General features: G+C 40.9%; 18 protein-coding genes and 1 pseudogene. 5 read left to right on the top strand and 14 right to left on the bottom strand.

Features of this window, described 5'->3' with window-relative positions; genetic code table 11:
• Window positions 1–40: 40 nt before the first annotated feature.
• Together HUZ36_RS10210 and HUZ36_RS21735 are read right to left on the bottom strand one after the other, a co-directional pair.
• Window positions 41–1,321 (bottom strand): annotated as a pseudogene (locus tag HUZ36_RS10210) (amidohydrolase); the annotation flags it as partial.
• A 21-nt stretch (window positions 1,322–1,342) separates the two neighbouring features.
• Complete coding sequence (locus HUZ36_RS21735) at window positions 1,343–1,729, bottom strand: hypothetical protein (protein WP_254879534.1); 387 nt, start codon at window positions 1,727–1,729, stop codon at window positions 1,343–1,345.
• Window positions 1,730–2,174: 445 nt separating this feature from the next.
• Here HUZ36_RS21735 and HUZ36_RS10205 point away from each other — a divergent pair, with 445 nt between their 5' ends.
• The gene (locus tag HUZ36_RS10205) at window positions 2,175–3,272 is read left to right on the top strand and encodes a linear amide C-N hydrolase (RefSeq protein ID WP_252095706.1); all 1,098 of its coding nucleotides are present in this window, start codon (window positions 2,175–2,177) and stop codon (window positions 3,270–3,272) included.
• A gap of 234 nt (window positions 3,273–3,506) precedes the next feature.
• Here HUZ36_RS10205 and HUZ36_RS10200 read toward each other — a convergent pair whose 3' ends face one another.
• Window positions 3,507–4,319, bottom strand: a complete 813-nt coding sequence (locus tag HUZ36_RS10200; protein ID WP_147390399.1) for a sulfite exporter TauE/SafE family protein — start codon at window positions 4,317–4,319, stop codon at window positions 3,507–3,509.
• 435 nt (window positions 4,320–4,754) lie between these two features.
• Between HUZ36_RS10200 and HUZ36_RS10195 the strand changes: the two genes are divergently transcribed.
• On the top strand, window positions 4,755–5,732 hold the full coding sequence (locus HUZ36_RS10195) for a DUF1852 domain-containing protein (RefSeq protein ID WP_128730666.1): 978 nt from the start codon (window positions 4,755–4,757) through the stop codon (window positions 5,730–5,732).
• A 127-nt stretch (window positions 5,733–5,859) separates the two neighbouring features.
• Window positions 5,860–6,900, top strand: a complete 1,041-nt coding sequence (locus tag HUZ36_RS10190; RefSeq protein ID WP_176032762.1) for a methionine synthase — start codon at window positions 5,860–5,862, stop codon at window positions 6,898–6,900.
• Window positions 6,901–7,103: 203 nt separating this feature from the next.
• Here the strand turns inward: HUZ36_RS10190 and HUZ36_RS10185 are convergent, their stop codons facing one another.
• The gene (locus HUZ36_RS10185; RefSeq protein WP_147390397.1) at window positions 7,104–7,451 is read right to left on the bottom strand and encodes a helix-turn-helix transcriptional regulator; all 348 of its coding nucleotides are present in this window, start codon (window positions 7,449–7,451) and stop codon (window positions 7,104–7,106) included.
• A 428-nt stretch (window positions 7,452–7,879) separates the two neighbouring features.
• Between HUZ36_RS10185 and HUZ36_RS10180 the strand changes: the two genes are divergently transcribed.
• The gene (locus HUZ36_RS10180; RefSeq protein WP_176032761.1) at window positions 7,880–9,913 is read left to right on the top strand and encodes a S9 family peptidase; all 2,034 of its coding nucleotides are present in this window, start codon (window positions 7,880–7,882) and stop codon (window positions 9,911–9,913) included.
• Window positions 9,914–10,163: 250 nt separating this feature from the next.
• On the opposite strand, the gene HUZ36_RS10175 is transcribed toward HUZ36_RS10180, so the two are convergent.
• Complete coding sequence (locus HUZ36_RS10175) at window positions 10,164–10,481, bottom strand: DUF6693 family protein (RefSeq protein ID WP_128730193.1); 318 nt, start codon at window positions 10,479–10,481, stop codon at window positions 10,164–10,166.
• Window positions 10,482–10,953: 472 nt separating this feature from the next.
• Between HUZ36_RS10175 and HUZ36_RS10170 the strand changes: the two genes are divergently transcribed.
• Window positions 10,954–12,162: a porin gene (locus tag HUZ36_RS10170; RefSeq protein WP_147390394.1), complete on the top strand. Its 1,209-nt coding sequence runs from the start codon at window positions 10,954–10,956 to the stop codon at window positions 12,160–12,162.
• Between the two features lie 90 nt (window positions 12,163–12,252).
• Here HUZ36_RS10170 and HUZ36_RS10165 read toward each other — a convergent pair whose 3' ends face one another.
• The 9 genes from HUZ36_RS10165 to HUZ36_RS10125 form a co-directional block, all read right to left on the bottom strand.
• Complete coding sequence (locus tag HUZ36_RS10165) at window positions 12,253–12,732, bottom strand: hypothetical protein (RefSeq protein WP_176032760.1); 480 nt, start codon at window positions 12,730–12,732, stop codon at window positions 12,253–12,255.
• Between the two features lie 171 nt (window positions 12,733–12,903).
• Window positions 12,904–13,779, bottom strand: a complete 876-nt coding sequence (locus HUZ36_RS10160) for a hypothetical protein (protein WP_176032759.1) — start codon at window positions 13,777–13,779, stop codon at window positions 12,904–12,906.
• 742 nt (window positions 13,780–14,521) lie between these two features.
• A complete protein-coding gene (locus HUZ36_RS10155) occupies window positions 14,522–15,133 on the bottom strand; it encodes a DJ-1/PfpI family protein (RefSeq protein WP_241651568.1) in 612 nt (203 codons plus the stop codon).
• Window positions 15,134–15,353: 220 nt separating this feature from the next.
• A complete protein-coding gene (locus HUZ36_RS10150; RefSeq protein WP_208723430.1) occupies window positions 15,354–16,049 on the bottom strand; it encodes an SDR family NAD(P)-dependent oxidoreductase in 696 nt (231 codons plus the stop codon).
• A gap of 149 nt (window positions 16,050–16,198) precedes the next feature.
• Complete coding sequence (locus HUZ36_RS10145) at window positions 16,199–18,286, bottom strand: serine hydrolase domain-containing protein (RefSeq protein ID WP_176032758.1); 2,088 nt, start codon at window positions 18,284–18,286, stop codon at window positions 16,199–16,201.
• Between the two features lie 236 nt (window positions 18,287–18,522).
• Window positions 18,523–19,446, bottom strand: a complete 924-nt coding sequence (yddG, locus tag HUZ36_RS10140) for an aromatic amino acid DMT transporter YddG (protein WP_176032757.1) — start codon at window positions 19,444–19,446, stop codon at window positions 18,523–18,525.
• A gap of 482 nt (window positions 19,447–19,928) precedes the next feature.
• Window positions 19,929–20,963 (bottom strand): S41 family peptidase, encoded by a 1,035-nt coding sequence (locus HUZ36_RS10135; RefSeq protein ID WP_176032756.1) that lies wholly within the window; start codon window positions 20,961–20,963, stop codon window positions 19,929–19,931.
• A gap of 386 nt (window positions 20,964–21,349) precedes the next feature.
• Window positions 21,350–22,606, bottom strand: coding sequence for a sensor histidine kinase (locus tag HUZ36_RS10130; RefSeq protein ID WP_176032755.1), 1,257 nt, complete (start codon window positions 22,604–22,606; stop codon window positions 21,350–21,352).
• Between the two features lie 12 nt (window positions 22,607–22,618).
• Window positions 22,619–24,001, bottom strand: a complete 1,383-nt coding sequence (locus tag HUZ36_RS10125; protein ID WP_176032754.1) for a sigma-54-dependent transcriptional regulator — start codon at window positions 23,999–24,001, stop codon at window positions 22,619–22,621.
• Window positions 24,002–24,005: the final 4 nt, after the last annotated feature.

Here is a 24,005-nt window from a genome sequence, read left to right as displayed (position 1 = left end):
CTTGGTTAAAATGGCATTACATGCGACAGCATAAATCTTGCTAGTTTCGGCGCTTACCATTGACCCAAGTTTGCTCGACTTTCGTTGCTTTGATTTCTTCTGCAGTCAACTCGAACAAGTTATTTTGCAATATAATAAAGTCAGCTTGCTTTCCGGCTTCTAAGCTACCCACTATATCATCTTGGCGCATCGCGTATGCCGCGTTAATCGTATATGCCGCAATAGCTTGTGCTAAAGAAATAGCTTCAGGTTGACGACTTATCGCATTCGCAATCCCAACAAATGGGTTCAATGTACTGACATTCCAGTCACTGCTGAGTGTCAGCATTGCGCCATGATCGAGTAAGCCCTTGATAGGGACTAGGCTGCCAGCGCGCTTTCGCCCCAGTAGAGGCTGCATTTCCTGCCAGTGCGAGGGCTGTGCAAATTCACCTGCTACTTGCGCATCAGCTATCACACCTAACTCAGCAAACTTTTTGTAGTCACTGGGGTCAATAACCTCAACATGAGTAAGACGATGTCGAGCTTTACCATTAGATGCTGTACTGATTGCGTTTAGTGCCTCATGTACTCCTCTATCACCAATGGCATGAATATTAAAATCGAAGCCGCTCGGCTCTAACGCCTTTAAATACTTTTCTAATCGCGCTTGCGTAAAATAATTCAAGCCACGATTTTCACTCCGTGCTAACAAATCAATATGATATGGCGCTTTCATAGCCGCGGTGGTATTAATCAAAATACCATCCATATAAAATTTAATCTGATCTATTTTCAGCATGCTGTCTGGTGTGACGTTATACATTGACTTAAGTGCTCGTATTTGACGCTCATCATTCGCCTGTGGATAAGCCCAAAGCCCTAGACTGACTCGTACTTGTAACGCACCATCAGCTTGTAACTGCTGCCACGTATCAAGCTGACCGCGCTGCCAATACACACGAGCATCACTGATAGAGGTAATACCGTGTTTTAGTAACGTAGGTTGCGTATATTCGACAAAACCATCATAGTTTTTGAGCTTTTCATCCCCCTGTGCTTGCATCGCAAGATCCATCACGATGTTGCCTGCGTTGTCATACAAGATACCATCGGTGTCTCCTAGCTCATCGCGTCCAATTACCCCGCCAATTGGATCGCGGCTTTGCGCATGGATATTGGCAAACTCAAGTGCCTTGGTGTTTACCCACATAGAGTGAGAGGTCTGCTCCATGATAACCACAGGTCGATTTGCAATTACTTCATCTATCAACATTTTTGGCGGTATAGCCAACTCCAGTAGCGTATCAATATTATGTCCATACCCTATCAGCCATTTAGCATCAGGGTGCTCAGTAGCGGCTCACACAAGCACATCCTGATAACCTGCAACGGTGTCATATTGCGACACCGTAAAATGTGTCGCGTTTGAGGCTGATTCTAGAGGATGAATATGAACATCATGCAGACCTGGCAAGATCATTTTTCCTTTTAGGTCGTGTACACGAGTGTTGTCTCCAATATAGGGTTGTATGCCATCCATACTGCCTACGTACATGATTTTCCCATTTTTTATAGCCATCGCTTGTGCCCACGGATGAGGTTTAGTGACGGTATAAATAGCGGCATTACTAAACACCTGCTCGGCATGTTGAGTGGCTATTGACTGAAGCTCTTCGGTCATCAAAGGGGACTCAGCACATCCAGAAAGAGTACAACTTAAGGCTGCAGCCGTTAATGTGATTATCATGACAAGATCTCGAATACGGTGTTTTATAAAAATTATCTTAATTAAGTGGTCTATTTTGAGGCGAGAAAATCTTGTCGATAACTCCGCTACCGCGTCCTGTTATCACTAAGGTACCTACATACATGTAGGCAAGGCAAAAATTTGCTATCTAGTTGTTCTAAATAAGAAATTTTTAGCGCCGTTAGCGTCAGATTTACGCCTTCAAATTGAGCCGTTATAAAGTCTAATTGTTATTAATATAGTGGCAACTTATATGATGCGGTAGAAGCCACAAAAAGGTGCCGTGTTTTTTGTATTTTAGTCGTTAAAGTAGCCTGTGCACACCACGTTGAGCAATAGCCAAAAGCAAACTGCCTGATTAATCAAACGACTTTTTTCACTCCCAAAGGTAGCCGTAATGCGTTGTAACACTGTGTAATATGCGAAACCTGCAGGTGGTACTAATATGAGGACGGAAATTGTTTATCATTATTGTGAGGTCATTATGTGTACTCGAGTATTTAATAACTGGGATGGTGCCAACTTAGCTACTGCTCGAAACATGGATTGGATGTTTACATTGCCGACCAGTCTATTTGTATTTGAAAAAGGGCTCAAAAAGTCAGGCCTAGAGCCAATATCAGCACTTAGTGCAAAAATAGAAGCTCATCATAATCCACTAACTTGGACATCTTCTTATGATAGTGTTGTTGCTATGGTTGGAGATGATTGCAGTGGATGGGCAGCGTCAGATGGCATGAACTCGGTGGGGTTAGTCGCAAATGTGTTGTATGACTCAGGAGCCTCATACGGTAAGCTTGATTGCAAAAAGAAACAACTAAGCGTGTTACGTTGGCTCCAATACGTATTGGACAAGTTTGTGCTGGTTAAAGAAGTTGTGGATACGTTTAACAAGCAAGATATTCAAATTGTAGGAGCGGAGGTGCCTAATAGCGAAGGAAAAACAGCCGCATTACATTTGATAATTTCAGATATCAGCGGTGACTCAGCAATTATTGAAGTCAATGATGGCTTATTTAACATTTATCATAGCACTGCATATCGCGTTGCCACCAATGAACCTAGTTACGCAGCCCAGCTTAAAATTAATGATTATTGGCTATGGCAATGGAGTGAAAAGAACAACTACCCAAGTCATACCATCCCCGGCGGCCCATATTCAACCGACCGGTTCGAGCGCGCCACTTTTTATCTCAACCATTTAGATACACCAAAAGATGAGCATGATGCCGTCGCGCAAGCAAGAACGGTTGCTGCGAATGCTTCGGTACCCTATGGCTATAACTTTATAAGTAGTGCTAGCCCAAATATATCCAACACATTATGGACAAGCATTGCTGCGCATAGAAGCCAGATATATTACTTTTGTAATGCTCGAACACCACATATTGCTTGGGTTAACTTAGCGAACTTTAAGTTTGAAACCCCCGTGAGCGCCTTTACGTTAATACATCAAGCTCCTACGGGTAATTTTGTTAATAGTAGCCGCAATGGCAAACTCAATAAGCATTTTGAAGCAGCAGTTGATCCATTTAAAAAATAGAACACGTCAGTAAAATGTAGTGATCTATTTTGAAGTGGGACACCCCTTCGGTAAACAGTGCTTGATTGGCACTTCTACTGTGTCGCCCCACAGGATGTGGGGTTTGATGATTTTATAGGTGCACAACGCCTTTATCGCCTGAGTCACATAGAGTCATCTATGCTACGCAGGCTCCACCTTGTATAAATACCAATTAAATTGCTGCAAAAAACAAACCTAAAAGATCAACGGGCTCTAATAATTGAGTGCCATATTAAAAGCCATGACCAATAGCAAAACTGCAAACACTTTTTTAATGGTCGTAACAGGAAGGTGATGAGTCGCTTTTGCGCCAAGCGGTGCAGTAAACCAAGAGGTGCATACAATGCCTGCCAATGCGGGTAAATACACAAACCCAGCAAAGCCATCCGCAAAAGTGAAGTTGGCACTTCCCGCGCTAATGTAGCCAATAGATCCAAAAAGCGCGATAACAATGCCACACGCCGAGGCGCAGCCAATGGCTTTTTTCATATCAAGAGAAAAATATGTGAGTAATGGTACCAACAGTGCTCCCCCACCAATTCCTATCATGGCCGATAAGCCACCTGTGATACTTGTAAGTAAGGTGAGGATTGCTTTGTTTGGAAGCTGTCTATCAGGCACTTTTGTGTTTTTACTACTTTGCAGCATCTTGAACGCAATAAGTGCCACGCTCAGCGCAAATACAGCCCGTACTGCGCTTTCTGGTAGTAATGCGGCCAAAAACCCGCTGATCAGTGCACCTAATGCAACACCAGCCATTATCCAAGGCGCAACTCCCCATGGCACATTACCATTTTTATGATGCGCAATTGCAGATGAGGTCGATGTAAAAAGAATAGAAGCCAGCGAAGTGGCAACGGCAGCTACAACCACTTGCTCTGCGGGTAGCACTTCAAAATACAATAAAATACCACTTAATATTGGGACGATGACTAATCCGCCACCAATCCCCAACAATCCAGCTAAAAATCCCACTCCACTTCCTAACAGAGCGCAAAATACAAACAATAACAGTAACTCACTCATTCCATTTATCTCTTTTAGTTAAACCGTAACACTCAGGTTTGTTCCCTAAGTGCGGCGAGTATATCAATATGATGCACTGTTATTGGTGATTTTACTGAAGATAAGTATTGAAGATTACTCATGTTTTACATGAGTTAATTGCAACTCAGACGCTTAGACACCTAAACACCCAGACATCCCATTGGATTTTATGTGAAATCGCTCAAATTTATGAGTAACGCTTGGGAAAAATTGCATCAATTGGGCATGCTTATGAATCAGACTCATGTTTTATGTGAAATAAAACCGTTTTTCTTCATGCTCTGATCCACGTATAAATTTTACATCACTCAACGCTCGGCACCGTCTCAGTACCTCGTGCAACGCTCTGTATCTTAACCAGGTGCTGTCAAGGTTATTCGTCGAGCAAGCCCGTATAAACAATGGATAGCGATTATGAATAACGAGTTTACTTTTACCATCAAAAAAATTTGCCTAGATGAGAACTATCACCCGTCTAACAGCACACGACTCACGACTAATTTTGCCAACTTAGCAAGAGGTGAGAGCCGTAAGCAAAATTTACGTAACGCGTTAAAAATGATTGATAGCCGCTTTAACGCACTTGCACAGTGGGATAATCCAACTGGCGACCGTTACTCTGTGGAGCTAGAGATTGTGTCTGTTGATATTGACGTTGCGGGCAGTGGTGAAACCTTCCCGTCGATTGAGGTGCTTAAGACTTATATTATTGACCACAAAACGAACCAACGAGTTGAAGGTATTGTCGGCAATAACTTTTCTTCTTATGTGCGCGATTATGACTTCAGTGTATTACTACTTGACCACAACAAAGATCGCCCTCAGTTCAGCATACCTGATAATTTTGGCGACCTTCATGGCAAGCTCTTTAAATATTTTGTCGACTCTGACAGCTACAAAACACATTTTAATAAGCCACCTGTAATTTGCTTGAGTGTGTCTGATAACAAAACATACCACCGTACAGAAAATCAGCATCCAGTACTTGGCTATGAATATCACCCAAATGAATCTTCCTTAACAGAGCAATACTTTAAAAAGATGGGCCTACAAGTACGCTACTTCATGCCACCAAATAGTGTTGCCCCATTTGCTTTTTACTTCTTTGGCGATTTATTAAATGATTACACAAACCTTGAGCTGATCAGTACCATCAGTACCATGGAAACGTTCCAGAAAATCTATCGACCTGAGATTTATAACGCCAATGCGGTGGCTGGGAAACACTATAAACCAAACCTAAAAAATCAAGATCACTCTATTACCCAAGTTGTCTATGACCGTGAAGAGCGCAGCCGACTGGCAATTGAGCAGGGTCGCTTTGCGCAGGAATATTTTATCAAACCTTACCAAAGCTTACTTGAGCAGTGGTCAGCAAATTACGCTGTGTAATACCCGTTGTCTTAATACTGAATAAATTTGACGCTAACTACATTTGAAAATTCCTATTTATAACAACGAGCTAGGTTACTTAATTAAGATAATTGGTATTCTCATCGAGAAAATGGAAAAATTGACTATGAAAACATTACTACCGACCTCCACAGCGGGGAGCCTACCCAAGCCTGCTTGGCTTGCTCAACCAGAAACACTATGGTCGCCTTGGAAATTAGCCGGTGACGAACTGATTGACGGCAAGCACGATGCGTTACGTATTGCTTTGCAAGAACAGCAGCTTGCAGGCATTGATATTGTGAGTGATGGCGAGCAAACCCGCCAACATTTTGTGACCACCTTTATAGAGCATCTAAGTGGTGTAGATTTTGAGCATCGTCAAACCGTAAAGATTCGTGACCGCTACGATGCTAGTGTCCCAACGGTGGTAGGACTCGTAACCCGTCAAAAGCCAGTTTTTGTCGAAGACGCAAAGCTGTTACGTAGTCAAACCGATAAGCCTATAAAATGGGCATTACCTGGGCCGATGACAATGGTAGATACTTTGTACGATGCGCATTATCAAAGTCGTGAAAAGCTTGCATGGGAATTTGCCAAAATTTTAAACCAAGAAGCCAAAGAGCTTGAAGCCGCAGGGGTTGATATTATTCAATTCGATGAGCCTGCATTCAATGTGTTTTTTGACGAGGTTAACGACTGGGGAATTGCAGCGTTAGAGCGAGCAATAGAGGGATTGCAGTGTGAGACTGCCGTTCATATTTGCTATGGCTATGGGATCAAAGCCAATACGGATTGGAAAAAGACGTTAGGCTCAGAGTGGCGCCAGTACGAAGAAGCATTTCCAAAACTACAAAAATCTAATATCGACATCATTTCATTGGAGTGCCATAACTCTCATGTCCCCATCGATTTGTTAGCCTTGATCCGTGGGAAGAAAGTAATGGTTGGTGCCATTGATGTTGCAACCAACACCATTGAAACGCCAGAAGAAGTTGCCGCCACACTGAGAAAAGCGCTTGAGTTTGTTGATGCTGACAAACTATACCCTTGTACAAACTGCGGCATGGCACCGCTATCTCGGGAAGTCGCAAGAGGTAAGCTAGCAGCATTGAGCGCTGGGGCTGAACTCGTACGCCAGGAATTGCTAGCGAAAAAGTCAGCTTAAGATGTAACGTTGATCATCGCGCCAGCGATAAGATAAATTCAAGCTTATGTGCCGCCGTCAAGGAATGATTGTGGCGCAACTTATAATTACAGAACAACTATCTGTGCTCATTCTCCGTGTGAACCAACATACTTACAATAGCGCTACACCACATAAAGCAAAGATTGTTAGCTCACCCTTACCGCCACTTTGGCTGGTAAACGCTAGGCAGTCAGTAGAAACGCGATCGCAAATGCGAGCACAAATGAAGCCATCATGGCTTTTTTATTCATCACTTTGGTAGTTACCTTATTAGGTTGCTTCTCATGGCCAGCTTTTACATGACAGCTTGGACGCTCAACTTGATGGTTGTCAGCAATGGCTATTTCTTTAATTTGGATACCGAAGGTCGCACATAGAGATTTAACCGACTCAGGAGAAGCACTGCCTGTCTTTTCTATTCGCTGAATTGTTCTTAAGCTAATTCCACTCACGGCAGCTAAATGTGCTTGGCTCCAAGCTTTAGACTCTCTCAGTTGTTTTATTTTTGCATTATCTAATTTCATATCCATAATTACTTTCTCCGGTACAAAGCGATATTAACTATTATCGGGAGAAATCCTTGTGTTAGTGATGTCATTTATGCGACAGCTTTACGTCATCATTATGCCAATAGCAGACTAACACAGAGATCATAGTAAAACGAACGGTTGGACAGTCATGTTTAGAACAATAAATTTGTTTATTTCTTCTTCAGTCTGTTTACCTCGTAAGTTCGTTTTTACAGCAGCTTAATTGTTATACAGAGCCTAGTCTCTCACAGCCACATGAATTGATAGCGCAGCAGCTCGCTTAAATTACTCCTCAAGATTTAGTCACTACCATTGCTATTACCGTTAACACGTCGAGTTTTTATTTCATTCTATCGAGTATTGAGTGACATAAGGTTTTAGCTGCATAACTATATATTCTTTATAAAAACTAAATTACAGGTGGCGATATGCCTTTTGGATTAAAACAGACGCTTATTTGCACTTTACTGGCTAGCGCTGCATTACCAACAGTCGCGCAGACTGAAGTAGGATTACAGGCTAAAGACATTTTTGAACTGGAATATGCCAGCGACCCACAAATATCACCTGACGGAACAAAAGTGGTATACGTGCGTAACAGCAACGACGTGATGAAAGACGCTAAGCGCCAAAACTTATGGCTAGTGGACACCAAATCAGGCGCTCAGTCACCGCTATTTTCCGATGAACATAATTATAGCCAGCCTAGCTGGTCTCCTGACGGTACTAAATTAGCGTTTGTCAGCAACCTATCTGGCAGCACTCAAATCCATGTCCATTACGTTGCACAAAACCGCACAGCACTGCTAACGCAACTGCAATCGGGAATAAGTGGGTTAACTTGGTCACCTGACGGAAAGTGGCTAGCTTTTAGCCAAAAAGTTGCAGAAAAACCTGCTGTCATTGCTAAAATGCCAGAAAAGCCAAAAGGTGCAAAGTGGTCAGATCCAGCTATTGTCATTGATAAAGCTTATTATCAAGCTGACGGTAAAGGTTTAATAAAACCTGGATATCGCCATATTTTTGTACTTCCAAGCGAAGGCGGTACACCGCGTCAACTAACCTCAGGAAGCTATCATCACGGTGGAAAGCTGGCTTGGCGAGCAGACTCTAAAGCAATTGTGTTTTCGGCAAAACGCATCGCTGACTGGGAATATAAGCGTCTAGAAGGTGACTTATTCGAAGTTGATTTTAAGCGAAATATCACGCAGCTTACCTCGGCTCCTGGTCGTGAATATGCCCCTAGCTTTTCCAAAAATGGTAAACAGCTGGCTTATCTCAGTACATCAAACGAGTTAAACCCTTACCGTAATAGTAAGCTTAACATCATGAATTGGCAGGATAAAACTTCCAATATGATTGCGAAGGACTTTGACCGCTCAATACAAGCTCCAAGATGGATCAGCAGAGACAGGCTTGTTTTTAGTTATGATGACCATGGCAAGCGAAAGCTCGCGAGCATCAACACGAAAGGTAAAATTAGCGACATCACAGATACAGTGTCTGGTACAACGCTGGGTCGCCCGTATTTGAGTGGTGAATTTAGTGCGAATTTCAGTGGTAATATTGCATTTACGCAAGGTTCCAGTGAGCGTCCTGCGGATGTTGCCGTCACCACAAGAAAGGGTAAAGTAACACGGTTAACAAATTTAAATGAGGATCTGCTGGCACACACAACCCTTGGTAAAGTGCATGAAATCACTTATAGATCATCATTCGATGGAGAACAAATTCAAGGCTGGTACATCACGCCTCCCAATTTTGACCCGCAAAAGCAATATCCTTTGCTGCTAGAGATCCACGGTGGTCCGCATTTAGCTTATGGCCCTCATTTTTCCGCAGAATTACAGCGTTACGCTGCACAGGGGTATGTCGTATTTTACGACAACCACAGAGGCAGTAGCTCTTACGGCGAGCGTTTTGCTATGCTGCTAAAATACAAATACAGCTCAAAAGAAGATTTTGCCGATCATAACTCTGGCGTTGATGCCATGATTGCAAAAGGATTTATTGACAAAGACAACCTGTTTATTGCTGGTGGCTCTGCTGGCGGTATCGCAACAGCGTACGCGATAGGTCTGACGAATCGCTTTAACGCAGCAGTTGTAGTCAAACCTGTGATCAACTGGCTCAGTAAAGTGCTTAGTGCTGACAGTGGCCTGGGCCAGATCCCCACGCAATTTCCGGGTATGCCTTGGGAGCATGTAGACCATTATTGGCAACGCTCACCTCTTTCGCTCGTTGGCAATGTAACCACCCCTACTATGCTAATGACAGGTGAAGAAGATTTACGTACACCAATGGCTGAAACTGAGCAATTCTATCAAGCACTTAAGCTACGTAAAGTCGACTCTGTCATGGTGAAAATTCCAGGGGCACCGCATGGAATAGCCGGTCGTCCTTCTCGGATGATCAGTAAGATTGAACACACCTTAGCTTGGTTTGAAAAATACAAAAAGTAAGTACTATTTACTTGTCCAAAAGATGAAACTATAAATCGATTTAGCACGCTCTACTGGTTCACCTTGCAGATCCTAGGGCATCAGCAATATTGATATTGATCGAGTACAGCTCGATTATAAGTTTCATTTTGAACAAGTATTGAGGTAAACAGGCATTACCACCAATCGCTGCACAGTTCAGCTTTTGGTGGGTGCTTATCAAAAATAGATTTAAAGCACTGAGCTCATTTCTTATAGCGCTTCAAGTTTATTAGTGCTCAACAGAAGTGTTATTCAACGAATAATTCCAAACCTTGTAAAAATAAAAGACATAGCCAATTCCAAAGGTAATAATTGAAATAATTATCCATAAAATAACGTGGCCTAAATTGCCAAATAAGTCAGTATGGCAAATCATCTTTCTCGACCTTCCCTGCTCATCAATTAACTCTGAGCGGTTGATGATAAATTTGGAAAATGAGTACGGGAAAAAGAATGCTCCGATGCCGAATGTAATCAGGATCAGAACAAACCAGAGTATCAAATGACCCAAAATATCGAGTGTCCCTATATGCGCTTGAATTTTCATTTACTATCCTTTTTAATGTTTAATTAATACTAAAATAAAGCCTTCTTCATTCTGGTAAGACGTTAGAGTAGCAAGAACTTTAACGCCAAAACAAATTTAATACTCAGATATCACACCAGTAACGCTACTCCCCATCAAAGGTCTTCCAATTTCGCAAAACATATCTACTTTTGCTGTTTCAGGTGACAGCAAAAATGTGTGAGTAACAACTTTCTTTCATCATCTAGGATAAAACTTAAAGTAAAAGTAAAAGTAAAAGTAAAAGTATAGAATAACCACATGTCCGACCAGTCCAGACATTTTGCATTAACTAATTGATAATTGGGAACAATAAAGCAAAAAGGAATAATTTTTCCTCAAACCAAATTATTTTAATTATATTTTTCCACTTTTCACTATATTTTGCCTTTGATAAGCTACGCGTTTTAGCCTATTTGCACCTATCCAGTTACAAAATTTAACAAGGTAATCTATGAAAAGAACACGTGCGGCGATGCTTATCGCGAGCTTGACTACAATTCCAACCGTATCTGCTATCGAGCTATATAAAGATGAGCAAAACAGCGTCACTGTCGGTGGCTTTATCGATGCTAGGATTATTCATACACAAGGCGAAAGTGAACTGGTAAATGGCGCATCACGCATTAACTTTGATTTCAAACGCCAGTTAAAAAATAACTGGCAAGCTTTTGCGCTTCTGGAATGGGGAGTTAATCCTGTAGGAAGTAGTGATATTGTTTATAACAACCGTTTTGAATCTATACAAGACGAGTTCTTATACAATAGATTAGGCTATGTGGGCGTTAAGCATGAAGATTATGGTCAAATCACCTTGGGTAAACAATGGGGTGCTTGGTACGACGTAGTCTATAGCACAAACTATAGCTTAGTGTGGGATGGCAATGCAGCTGGTGTTTATACATACAACAAAGATGATGGTGCTATAAATGGTACTGGCCGTGGTGATAAAGTACTACAATACCGTAACAGCTATGGTAAGTTCAGTTTCGCTGTTCAAGCGCAATTAAAGTCTGATGACTTTTATACCTGTGACGTCGTGGATATTTCACTTAACGAATGTGAAGCTTTGTTTAACCAGGGTAATAATGCAGCACAAAAGGTAGAGTTTAACTCGACCTATGGAGCAGCTCTCACTTACTCGGCAACTGAGAATTTAATGCTCACAGCGGGTATTAACCGAGGCGAATTTGATATTGTCTATGCCGGTGGCAGAAACCAGTCAGTTGAAGATTTAATTTATGGCGTTGGGATCACCTACGGTAACTTTTCTCAACCCGGCTGGTACGGTGCGGCAAATATCAACAAGAATGAAAATCACGATACTGACAATTTAGGACGTTTAATCAAAGATGCGGTTGGAGTGGAGTCGTTAATTAGTTATCGTTTTGACAATGACATCCGTGCTTTTATTGCATACAACGTGTTTGATGCCGGTGATGACTACGTCATTCAACCTAATTTTAATGCTGATCCAAACGATGTGTTTAAGCGTCAATTTGCAGTACTTGGTATGCACTATCTAATGAGTGAGGACACCATTTTATACATAGAAGCACGTAAAGATTTTAGTGACTTCTCAAGTACAAATGCAGCGCAAGAAGCGCAAATGTCGCAAACCGAAGACGATGGTATTGCCATTGGCTTTCATTACAGTTTGTAATTTCACCTGAGATTTTTGTTCATCAAACAAATGTGGGCAGGGGCTTAATTTAAAGCCTCTACCCACTATCTACCGAATTAGCTCATGTAACTACGGCTCAAAGCCACAACGGAATACGCGAGTTGTGCGCTGCTCGGTACGACAGTTTGTTTCAACCGTACGTGTATGTTCCGTTGTGTATGAACTCTCTGACAATAAGTGCAACCAACCGGTATAATTTGCCTGCCCCATAGACTGACCACCCCATGAATTGTTATACCAATAGGTCACTGACTCAGTCTTATAGTTAGTAGCAGGACAAGTTGATATTGCATGCTGTGTGTCCCAGACAAATTTTGTTGGTGACAAATAGCTATTAGGTTGCTCCCATAAGTGACCAAGATGCAGAACCCCATTATAGTTACATGTTTTATGTGTCACAGTATAGGTTTCTTGCCTTGTGTCACATACACGAACATTTCTTACTACCTCTTCCCAGTATCCACCTGTTGGGCACTCATCGCGGTAAGCTTCAGCAGAACCTGCGATTATAGTCATCGCAGCGGCTGCGATTGTGTATATTGATTTCATATTTTTCCTTAATTGTTTTTATTTTATATAATCAGATATAATTTCTGACTTAATGTTTTAAGTTGATCAAATTTAAAAAGATAAAATCAACCAGCCTAAAATAGGGTAGAGAGGTATACACTTAAAATAGTTTTAACCTAATCGAACATATAATTTATCAAGCATATTGCATTACATACCCAGTTTTGCACGTTGCTCTTCGGTAAACAGATCTTTTAATTCGTTTAGTTTTTCATAGTTAATTGAAATGTAGTTCGTACCATATGGACTACCAACGTTACCAACTCCAATTTCACCTAATGAATAAAGCTCTTTTGACAACCTAATAACCTCTTGTTTCTGAAAGTCATCAAGCTCTACACTGCCCAAAGTTTGCTGGAGCGTACGTTGCCTTTGCTCCATAGCAATCTTTGCTTGTTGGTGCTCAAACTCGATATATTTATTTAGCTGTTCTTCAGAAAGTAGCTCTTGAAGTGCTTCAGTATATTCGTGAGCATTTTCAGTTAACTGCGCATTAACTTGCGCTTTGGGTAGCTGTTCACCCTCGCTTGCTCCTTGCCATGCAAGGTAATCTTTTTGCGCTTTTTCTTGCAACAGTTGCTCAAGCTGAGTGCTTACCGACTCATCAAGCGCTAGTTGATGTGAGAGGTTGCGAGACACTGGTAATACACTATGGTTCGCTATTGCATTAAAAATATCTTTTTGATTTGTTTGATTTTGCTGTTGTGAATTGTCGAATGGATTGGCCGCACTAGCTTCTTCTTTATCATTGATATGTTGCACAGTCGCAGTACTTGAAGAAGTACCAACATCCAGACCATCACTTTTTAACAAAGTGTGAACCTGACTTTTTAGCGTATTAATTTGGGCTTTTAAATTTGCATTTTCATTTAACAACTGGTCTAACTGACTATTAGTACTGTCGTTATTCATTTCAGAATGAGTAGCGGTTTCAGCGGGGTTATGGCCAAATTGAGTTCCTGATATGGATAGTGCGACATAACCCACCACCAGACCACATATAAAAAATAGCACTTTTTCTTTCATAGCGTCTTATTATTATTGTTTATTATCACATGCCCTACATTTAACACCGCAGCACCTACAAAGAAGCAAATAAATCACTTTCTTAACTTATTATTATCACAAAAGGTACGTATTGCAAACGCTGTTACACATCAAACACAAATTGTGATTTTCAATATAGGCATCGTAATTAATCATCAACAAATAAAAAGTTATCTATACTTTTCAAAAAGTTGAAAGCGAAAAACAACTTAACCTTAAAATAATTGATTCTATTCAGCCTGCCTGTTACCAAAGAAATAAGTAAAGCAACCGTCATAAATAAAATATTATTTATAGCTATATTGCCGTTAAAAATTGTAGAAAAGATCAAAAATACAAAATAACAACAGCCAAATAACGCTGCTTCATTTTGATAGAGAGGGGAAAAAGTGGGCACACATAACAACGCTTTGCCGAGTCAGATAGGAGCACTAAAATTACAGTGGTTGCGCTAACTAACTTGTTATACCAGCTTTCTTAATTAAGTAGCCTATTTTGAGGCGAGAAAATCTTGTCGATAACCCCGCTACCGCGTCCTGCTATCGCCAAAGTACCTACATTCGTGTAGGCAAGGCAAAAATTTTGCTATTTAGTTGTTCTAAATAAGAAATTTTTAACACTGTTAGCGTCAGATTTACTCCTTCAAATTGAGCAAGTGTTAAGTCAAATTGGTATTACTCTCCGTCGCTATTTATTCACTCTTATATTTACCATGTGAGCTTTACAGCTCTGCTTGTTTAATGGTTTTAGAAATGAGCGTTTCAAACAGCTCAGACTGCCCAGCGGGTATTAATTGGTTTTGTAGGGCTTTTCGTTTGTTTGAGTCAAATAATCGCTCAGCCAGCCAACCGATTAAATACATCAGTGAAAGACAACCACCAGCAGTTGCTATATTCCCTTGCACTACAAGAGGTTGGTCTTGAACGTCTCCTCCAATGCTTTCAAGCGCAGCTTTTGCATCAGGATTGGTTGTTAATGGCTTACCTTTTAGCAAACCAAGTTCATGAAGAACAAATGAACCGGCACAAATTGAGCCAATTAACTGTGTGTTTGGGTTAAGATCCAACGCTGACATAAACTCTGTATCTTGCAAAACTGCTGGAATACCGCGTTTACCACTAGTGATAAGCACCACATCTTGATTTATCACCTCTGAAATATGTCCATCAGTTTTGACTTCTATGCCAAGGTGAGAATGATGTTCAGACTTAGTTCCCAGTATACTCACCGTCCAGCTATCCACTGTGCGACCAAGTAAGTCGTACATCAGAAAGAAGTCTACATCGGTGAAGTCATCAAACAAAACAATACCAACCTTATACATAATATTCATATCCTTATTGCTGTAAATGTAACCCACCTCACACTTTCTAGCCAAAGTTAGCGGCTGAATTCTCGAGTAATTTTGACATAACTATCTCGTGCAATTATGCCAATAAAATGAAAATGTGATTTAAAGGCAATGACGAGCTCGTTCCTACTCCAAACTATAGATTAAGTAATGATTCTAGGCCCAATGTCAGTGTAGTAATATGCTAATGATTGACAGCAGGTTAACGCCCAAATTTTTGTGTCAACACGATATCGCCGATATCTGTATTTCTAGATGATTGCATCACAAAATCTACAGCTCTTATAATATCTTCCATCGGTATCGGAATTAGACCTATAGATTCTCCTGACTCAATATCATTTAACACTTCATCTGTCCCTACATAGCCAGGGTTAACAGTCGTAAAACCGATACCTTCATTTTTATACCCCACTCGAAGGGAATGAACTGCGCCACGCAACCCAAATTTAGAGGCAGAGTATGCAACTTCAGAGGTCGTCGACAGCTCAAGGCCAGAAGTTGCTCCCATAAAAATTGCTCGCGGATTTTTGGCTCTACGTAGGTTTGCTAGTAACCCTTTTACCAGCTCGATCGGAGCAAGCTGATTTACATTTATTATACTTTGAGTTTCAGTAAATGAGGTTTTCTCAAAATCATACTCTTCTGTAAATGCTGAAGACTCCCAGATCCCTCCCATATATAAAAGCGCATCAATTGCCTTATCTGATATCTCATCTATTACTTTTCTAATACCCTCAAGTGTTGAGATATCCGCCTCAATCCACTGGCCTACACTTGAACGTGTCCGTGATACCGAGATTATACAATCTCCTTTTGCTGCGTAAAATTCGGCAACAGCTAATCCAATCCCTCGGCTTGCACCAACGATCACTATATTCCGTTTTTTCTCTATCAAGTCCAATTCCTTATTATATTTAACCTGAGATTTGTCCCAGTAATGCAATAACTCACTATCCTTAAAGAACAGGTCATTTATTCATAAGTAATGATTACAGCTTCCTTAGGGTAGTCCTAACCCAGAGTGGCAAAACACGACGCTAAAATTTAGCCAAAGTAATTAAACCCTACCGCGTTCCAAACCCAAAACGCGTGAATAACGCTTAGATAACTGAGTGCACACATCACATAATGTACTTTAAAAAGCCAGTGTAACTCATTCATACTTATCATCAATGGAAGCTTTATTACTTTCATAAAGGTCGTTAAAACAATTGCTAACACCAAAGACAGCAGAATTTTTACCTCAATTGTCGGAAAATTTATGTTAAATTTGTATTCATCATAGACAATGCCTACATTCATTAATGTAAAGCCCACCGTAGCCACAATTATCATTGTTGAGCTACAGCATGCCAACTTTTCGAATGTCACTAGCCTTTTGCCTTGACGAACTCGAACAATACACAGTAACAAGGTCAATAACGATAGCAAAGAAGCAATTGCCAACACTAAATTGAAGTAAAATGGACTTTGCAAAAAGCCCACCCGCTCATAATCGCCAGACCACATACTCGCTGAAAAACGCGCTATATTTCCTGTATCATCGCGATAAAAGTAAAAAGTAGGTGTATTTTGAGATTCAGCTTGGAAGGTGTCTCCTTCAAGATGTTTTAGTTTTATTTTACCTCCAGCCACTATCATGACTAACCTTTGTTGCTCTTCAATAGTAACGCTTACCGACGCATGCAACGCAGCTAGCTTCTCTAACTGGGTATATGAACGACGAGTACTCAAAAATGTTCCCGTATAATCTTCAAGGTTTGGTTGGCTAACTTGCTGTTTTAAAACTTGTGCATATATATTTGTTTGCAGAGGGGGACTTGATCGCGACACTTTAGTCTGGCTTATCGGCTTATTTCGATAGTATTTGTTAAGTATTTCGGTAGGTAAGGTCTCAACAACGTGTCCCCCTCTTCCCGATACATTAGTTGAAATGAAAATGCCTAACTGAATTTCAGGGAACATTACCATATTGGCAGCAAACGTATGGGTCGCCCCCGAATGATAGCGCACCTTGTAACCTCTAAGCTTGCCATCAAACATACCATGGGCAATCCCTGTTGCCAGTGGTCTATCATCGTATAATCGATGTGACATTGCTTTTTGGGTAACTGGCTGAACTAAAAGGTTGTTATCATTCATTAGCACTGACATATAATGTGCCATATCATTGGCGGTTGTAGAAACTGCCCCTGCACCGCCTGCATGCCCAATAAACTCAAAAGACTTGGCAGTATTATTCCCTTTTCTATCTTTAAAATACCCTGCTGCAAGCTGCTGCTGTAGGTCGGACTTCATTGCTGTAAAGGCAGCTCTTGCGTTTACAGGTTCTCGTAATGTTGTATTTTCCATACCCAACTTAGAAAAAATATGTTGCTCCATGTAAGTCGCCAAATCCATACCCGACTGCAACTCGACCAGATAGCCTAGTAAAGCAAAGCCATAATTAGAATAGGATACATTGACACCTGGCGGCCAAACTCTTTTGGGCATATATGTTGCGAGGTACTGCTCTATACTAATAATTTGTGACGGGTCTTCCACGAATAAGTGACCAGCATCCGCTTCTTCAAAACCCGCCCGATGACTTAATAAGGCACGTATTGTAATAGGCGCAAAAGTATCTGGTATTTTAAATTCGCTTAGGTATTCATTGATATCAGTATCCAGAGATAGCTTTCCCTGTTCCACCAGCTGCATTACCGCAAGAGCCGTCATTGTTTTGGTAATAGAGCCAATGCGAAACAAAGTTGCATTGGGATCAACCTTGGTTTGGCTTGCTACATTGGCAAACCCGTAACCCTTGAGCAAGATAATTTCCCCATCTTTGACAATCGAAACCGCAACTCCTGGCAGGTTGTGTTGCACCATGGCTTTATCAACCCAGTCATCAACATAGGTTCTCAGGCCTTCGAAGTCTTCCTTTGTTCTCCTCCCCTTCACGTCTGAGATTTCATTACCATCAACTACTGAATGCGGCTTGGTAGCTTGTACCTGTGCTTGTACCTGTGCTTGTGCTTGTGCTTGTGCTTGTGCTTGTGCTTGCGCTTGTACACTAAAGAATATGCTCATAGCTAAAGTGAATACAAAAACCTTTAGGACAAATAAACCATCAACAATCTTTGCTTCCATACTTATACTCATTTCCTTATTGTTTGCGGTAAAAAATTAGTGTCCAAAGAAGCACAAAGATTATTACAGTAAAAGCGTTAAACTTTTCCATTAGGGCTTTCGATAAGTGTAGGGTTAACTGCGTGCTAACCCTATATAGGAGCCATAGTATCAAATGTTTTTCCGTAATGGGTAAGAACTTGAAGTGAACAGACGCAATGGTTGTTTTGTCAACGAGTTCATAAAAAGGCTACTGCTCAAGCATCGCTCACTGCTACATTGTTATTGTTTACGCTTGTACGTGTTGACTGCCAACAGAGTAATGAACCGAGTGTAACTGCGATAACCCCAACCCAAAATCCTGTTGTTAGCGAAATGTCTAATATCCACGAGGCGAATATACCGGAAAATACTGGAGTAAAATAAGAAATGACAGCAAGTAAGATCATATTGCCACCAATTATAGCCTTGTTCCACAGTGCGTAGCCTAAAGCCATGCCACCACCAGCCACGACTAACAAGCATACTTTGTAGAACGAAAAGTTAGATTGCAAGCTTTGTTCAATTAAACACCATTTAACCCATAGCGTTATCGCTGTAAAGATGAAGAACAAAGTAATTGCATTCTGACCATTTGACAACATTTTGGTGAGATTACAATAGACAGCCCAAATAATTGCGCCCCCAAAAGCAAGGCCAAAAGCCATGGGATTGCTTACAATACTGCTTACTAAACTCTCGATAGATAAACTAGTATCGCCCGAAACCACCATATAAACACCTGTAAAAGCAAGTATGCTACCGCAAAACAGAAGCACAGTGTTCGCACTGTTACTTCGGCTAATTATCGCGCCTAGGATGGTAAATAGTGGCCATAAATAGTTTACAATGAGGACTTGGGCAGACTGTGTTCTAGAGTTTGCAAAGCCCAGAGATAAAGACAAACAAAGTTCATATGCAACAAACAACACCCCGCCAAAAATCACATAAGATTTTGGGTAACTTTTCATCTTTGGAAAGCCTAAAAACAGCACGAGAAATATCGCTGCCACTGAATAGATTAAGGTAGCCCCCCCAATTGCACCAAAATCTTCACTAACGATACGCATAACATGCAGTACTGCACTCCATACCAATACCGCTAATATACCAAATACTGTAAACTTATATTGCGCTTGCAAGGATTGACTCCATATTTATCTGGGAATAAAAGTTCTCTCTCCCAGCGTGCTGAATAAAGGCGAACATGTCGGAAAATATAACATTCACAAAGGGTTTTATAGAAAAAACTATCAAGTGCTATTCGCTATAAAGGTTATAATTAAGCTCCGTTTGATTTCTGTTTGTAGATATTATTTCTAACATTAACGCTTCAAGCGCTTGTAACTTCGCATGAACTGCTCTTCGGTTAGTGTACCTCCAGCCCCAAAGCTCAAGTGTTTGCTCTAAAACGTTAAGATATCATAATGGGTTACTGATAATTGATAATAGCTGATGATAGCTGACACCCACTCTAAATCGATACACACCAATGGTTGTACCTTTGGCCTAAACACGAGTTTTTTAGGCTATTAAAACACCAAAATAAATACGATTTCATTGAGTGTAATAAAATCCTATTCGTAATGGGTATAACTTGGCGTTATTATTAAAAGGTGCTTTTTCACTTTTCTTTGAGTGGTAAGCTATTTGATAACTCCTCAAGCTTGTCGTTAATATCTTTGATTTGGTGCTCATCACTTACTGACTTTTTAACTTCATTAAGCGCCATTTTATACGCCACATCTAGGGCGTTAGTCTGTGGTATTTCAATATGAGGTTTAACGCCAATCGCTTCCCAGTTTGTTTTCGTTTTTGGATTAATGGCCTTCGCTATAGGAATACCAGCTCTAAAGCCACTTCCTAGTTCATAAAACTGCCAAGGATTTGCGCCACCTTTCGTTCTTTCCCCAACCAATGTAGCCCGCTCTAGGTGTTTTAAGTTATAAGCAAACTCCTCTGCTGCGGAAAACGTGTCACTACTCGTGAGTATGTAAATGGGAGTGTCCAGATGAATTGAACCGTTAACATTAGCAAAAGTACGGTATTCACGGGTAGAGTCAGTCACGCGCGAATAAATGCTATTTAAGTGGGTGTTTGGCTTTAAAAAATAACTACTAATAAACTGCACCATTTCAGCGCTGCCGCCCCCGTTATTACGAAGGTCAAATATAAGGGCATCTGCATTTGATACAAACCCCATAACACTTTCTACTACACTTTTTGAATTTTTCGATAACTCAGCAAATCCCCAAAAGTCAACATAACCTATATTGCCATCGAGTACTTCAACTCGATTAAAGCCTGAATTTTTCCGACTTAATTTGGTAAACCAGGGTTCACGCTTTGTTTTATTATTCTGGCTTTTATTAGGGTTTTGCCATTGTACAGTAAAGTGCTTGTCAAACTTTTGCAATTCTGCAGTTAATAGCGAGGCAAATTGTTCTTGTGACTGACTGCTAGTAAATTCAGAACTTGTTTTCAGCACGGTAAGAGCATCTGAAATTTTATCTATCTTTTTTACTTCAACATATTGTTGCTCAATGTTATCTGTAAGCGTATTCAATATATGATTTTTATCAATATAACTGATGTCAGCATGTGCCAGTGGGGAAAAAACAATAAAACCCCATATTATAATGCCACTCTTAAATTCCATCTTTTTCCTTTATTAGCATAATTATATAGCCTATATTCTCGGGCTAAAGCTAGTACTAAGCAGCAAAACCCTGTTTTGGTTACACTCTCTCTAAAGAGCTTTTTATTTTTCATCACTTTAAAAAAGGTTACCAATAGTTTTAATCGCCTCTTTTATTAAAGTTATTTAATTTAATAAAATCTATTGTCATTGCCCCCTTGAGCACAACTATATCAATAGTTCTAAACTGATTTATATATTTTAGGTCATACTAAATTTAGCTAATCAATATACCTGTTGAGAACACCAAGCACACATAGTAAATACCTTCCCCTAAGCACTATCAAACATGTTGAAATAACGTGGCGCATGCTCCTGTTTTTGAACTTCGGGGTTCGACTTATCACTCAATCTCCACCCCGCTCTACACAAAAACTGACTTTTGCGCCACCGCTTGGGTTATTGCCCAGTTTAAGCTGTCCACTGTGGTTTTCAATAATAATGCGAGAGAGCATCAAGCCTATGCCATTGCCATCGGCTTTGGTGGTATAAAATGCTTCCGCGGCTTCGTTTAGGTTAGAGAAACCGGGGCCTGTATCTGTGACCGAAAACACTAATTTATCAGCACCTACGGTGATATTGAGTGTAACTTCTGGCGAAGGCGTGCACGCTTCATGAGCGTTATTAATAAGGTGGCAAAGTACCTGTTTTATTTGGCTCGTATCAAAAAAACCGAGCAGGTCGGCTGTGCTCTCTATCTTTAGTTGCGGGTAGATACTTTGTAGCTGAGCGCAAAACTCATTGAGCGCGACAATTTGCTTGTGCGCAGGAGGCAGTTTGGCAAGGGAGGCATAGTTGCCCATAAAAGATTTAAGGTAACTGGCACGCTCGTTAATAAGTGCAAGTCCACTGCTAAATCTATCAATATCAATATCTCCATTTAAGCGTTTGGTGAGGCTACGTGCTACCGTACCAATTGGCGCCAAGGTATTATTGATTTCATGGCTTAAAATACGAACAAAGCGCTGTAAGGCATCCTTTTCTTGTTGATATAAAATACTATCGAGTTGCTTTAGCACCAGTAAAGTATGGGGCTTATTCGCGATGTAGCAGCTATCATGTTCGAGTAAAAAAGCATGTTCTACACCACTTAGCATGACAGAGACTTTCCCTTGTTTTCGCTCTGCTTGTAATGATTGAAACCAACCAGATACGTCGTCTTTATAGCAATCTAGAAACGTTCGCTCTGCGTAGCTGTTAGCAAATGCCACTTTTTGACTGTCAAATACAATGAGCGCACAGTCAATCTTTTCAATAATTTGCTTTAGCAGGTCGCTGTGCTCTGCAAGCGCCCGCTGATCAGCTTGCATAGTTTGTGCTAGTGCATTTACATGCTCAACAGTTGAATGCAATTGTCTATCTTTTGCGTGTACAGCCCTTAGGGCATAATCACCTTGGCGGAGCGATATCAGCAACGTGTCTATCAAATTTATGGTATGCTGCCTCGTTGAGCCAAAGTGATAAGCCAATAAAACACCGCACGCTATAAATATCAAATCAACAAGTACAATCAATGTTATTGGGTAATGATGGATCATGAGCAGCACATTTACGATAACAAGTAGTAACGCATTGAGTAGCCAATGTCCAAATCGATAAAACACTTAAGCCGGCTCCTATTCGTATTTATCCATTTTGCGATACCAAGCACTACGAGACAAACCAAGACTTTTGGCTGCTTTTGAAACATTACCACCATGAAACGCTAAGCGGCTAAACAGTGCCTGCTCTACAATTTCATCCAGCGTTAAATCGTGATTCTCGGGTATAACTGACGTACTTTTTGTTGTTGAGTGAAGCGACTGGTCTGAGGCGCTATTGAGTGCCAAGTCACTGGCAAAAACTTTAGCGTTTGCACACGTGAACACAACCCGTTCCATCATGTGTTTTAATTCTCTTACATTACCCAAAAACTCATATTGATTAAGCGCTTTGACTGCACAAGGCATTAAGCTCGCGAGTGGTTTTTTATAATTATGACTAAACTGGGATAAAAAGCGTTCTGCTAGTGGCAAAATATCTTCAGGACATGATCTTAACGGCGGTATTTCTACTTCAACCGTATTGAGTCGGTAGTAGAGGTCTTGGCGAAACGCTTGATTGGCGATAGCATCATGAAGTTTGCTATTAGTCGCCGATATGATTCTGGCCGTATTTTCCAAAACTTTGTGGCTACCAACAGCAGTGTATTTTCTCTCCTCTAAAACCTGTAACAGCTTTGCTTGCGAGCGTAGTGACAAGTTAGCAATTTCATCTAAAAATAATGAGCCGTTACTCGCGAGCGTAAATGCCCCAACCCTATCTTCTTTGGCATCTGTGAACGCGCCTTTTTTGTGCCCGAATAATTCAGAATTAAACAGCTCATCGCTCACTGCCCCCATATTAATTGAGATAAAACTGCCATCTGCGCGTCGAGAATGCTCATGTATATACTGCGCGTAATAGCTCTTTCCCGTGCCATTTTCACCAGTGAGCAAAATATTCATCTCACTTTGCGCTAACTGCGTCAGTTGCGCGAGCACTCGCTGTTTGTGTTCGCTTTGTGTAACAAAGTTAATTGACCGCTGAGTCTTTTTAAGGCGTTCATTTTCAGCGGAAAGGCGTACTAAGTCTTGTCTGTCAGCACGCTTCTCAATGTGTACTTTTATGCTGTGAGCAAGGCGCTCATCGTCCCAAGGTTTTTCGATGAAATCCGCTGCACCTTGCTTGAGGGCATTCACAGCGAGATCTAACGTCGCCCAGCCAGTCATCACTACTATCGGTAAAAGTGGGTCGATTTGCATCAATTGGTAGATTGCCGCAAGGCCTTCTTTACCACTGGTCGTATCTTGGGTAAAGTTCATATCCAATAACACCAAGTCTACTTCTTGCGTACTCACATAATCAAACGCTGCATCTGGTGTTACGACGCCATGGCAAGTATAGCCTTCATCTTCAAGTAAAAACTTCAGACTCGCTTGAATATCAAGCGAATCATCTACTATGAGCACCTTTTTCACATTA

Origin of the sequence: Pseudoalteromonas sp. McH1-7 (assembly GCF_013366255.1) — a bacterium.
GTDB lineage: Bacteria > Pseudomonadota > Gammaproteobacteria > Enterobacterales > Alteromonadaceae > Pseudoalteromonas > Pseudoalteromonas peptidolytica.
Note: the sequence above shows the minus strand (reverse complement) of the source record. Positions and strands in the feature narration are given on the sequence as shown.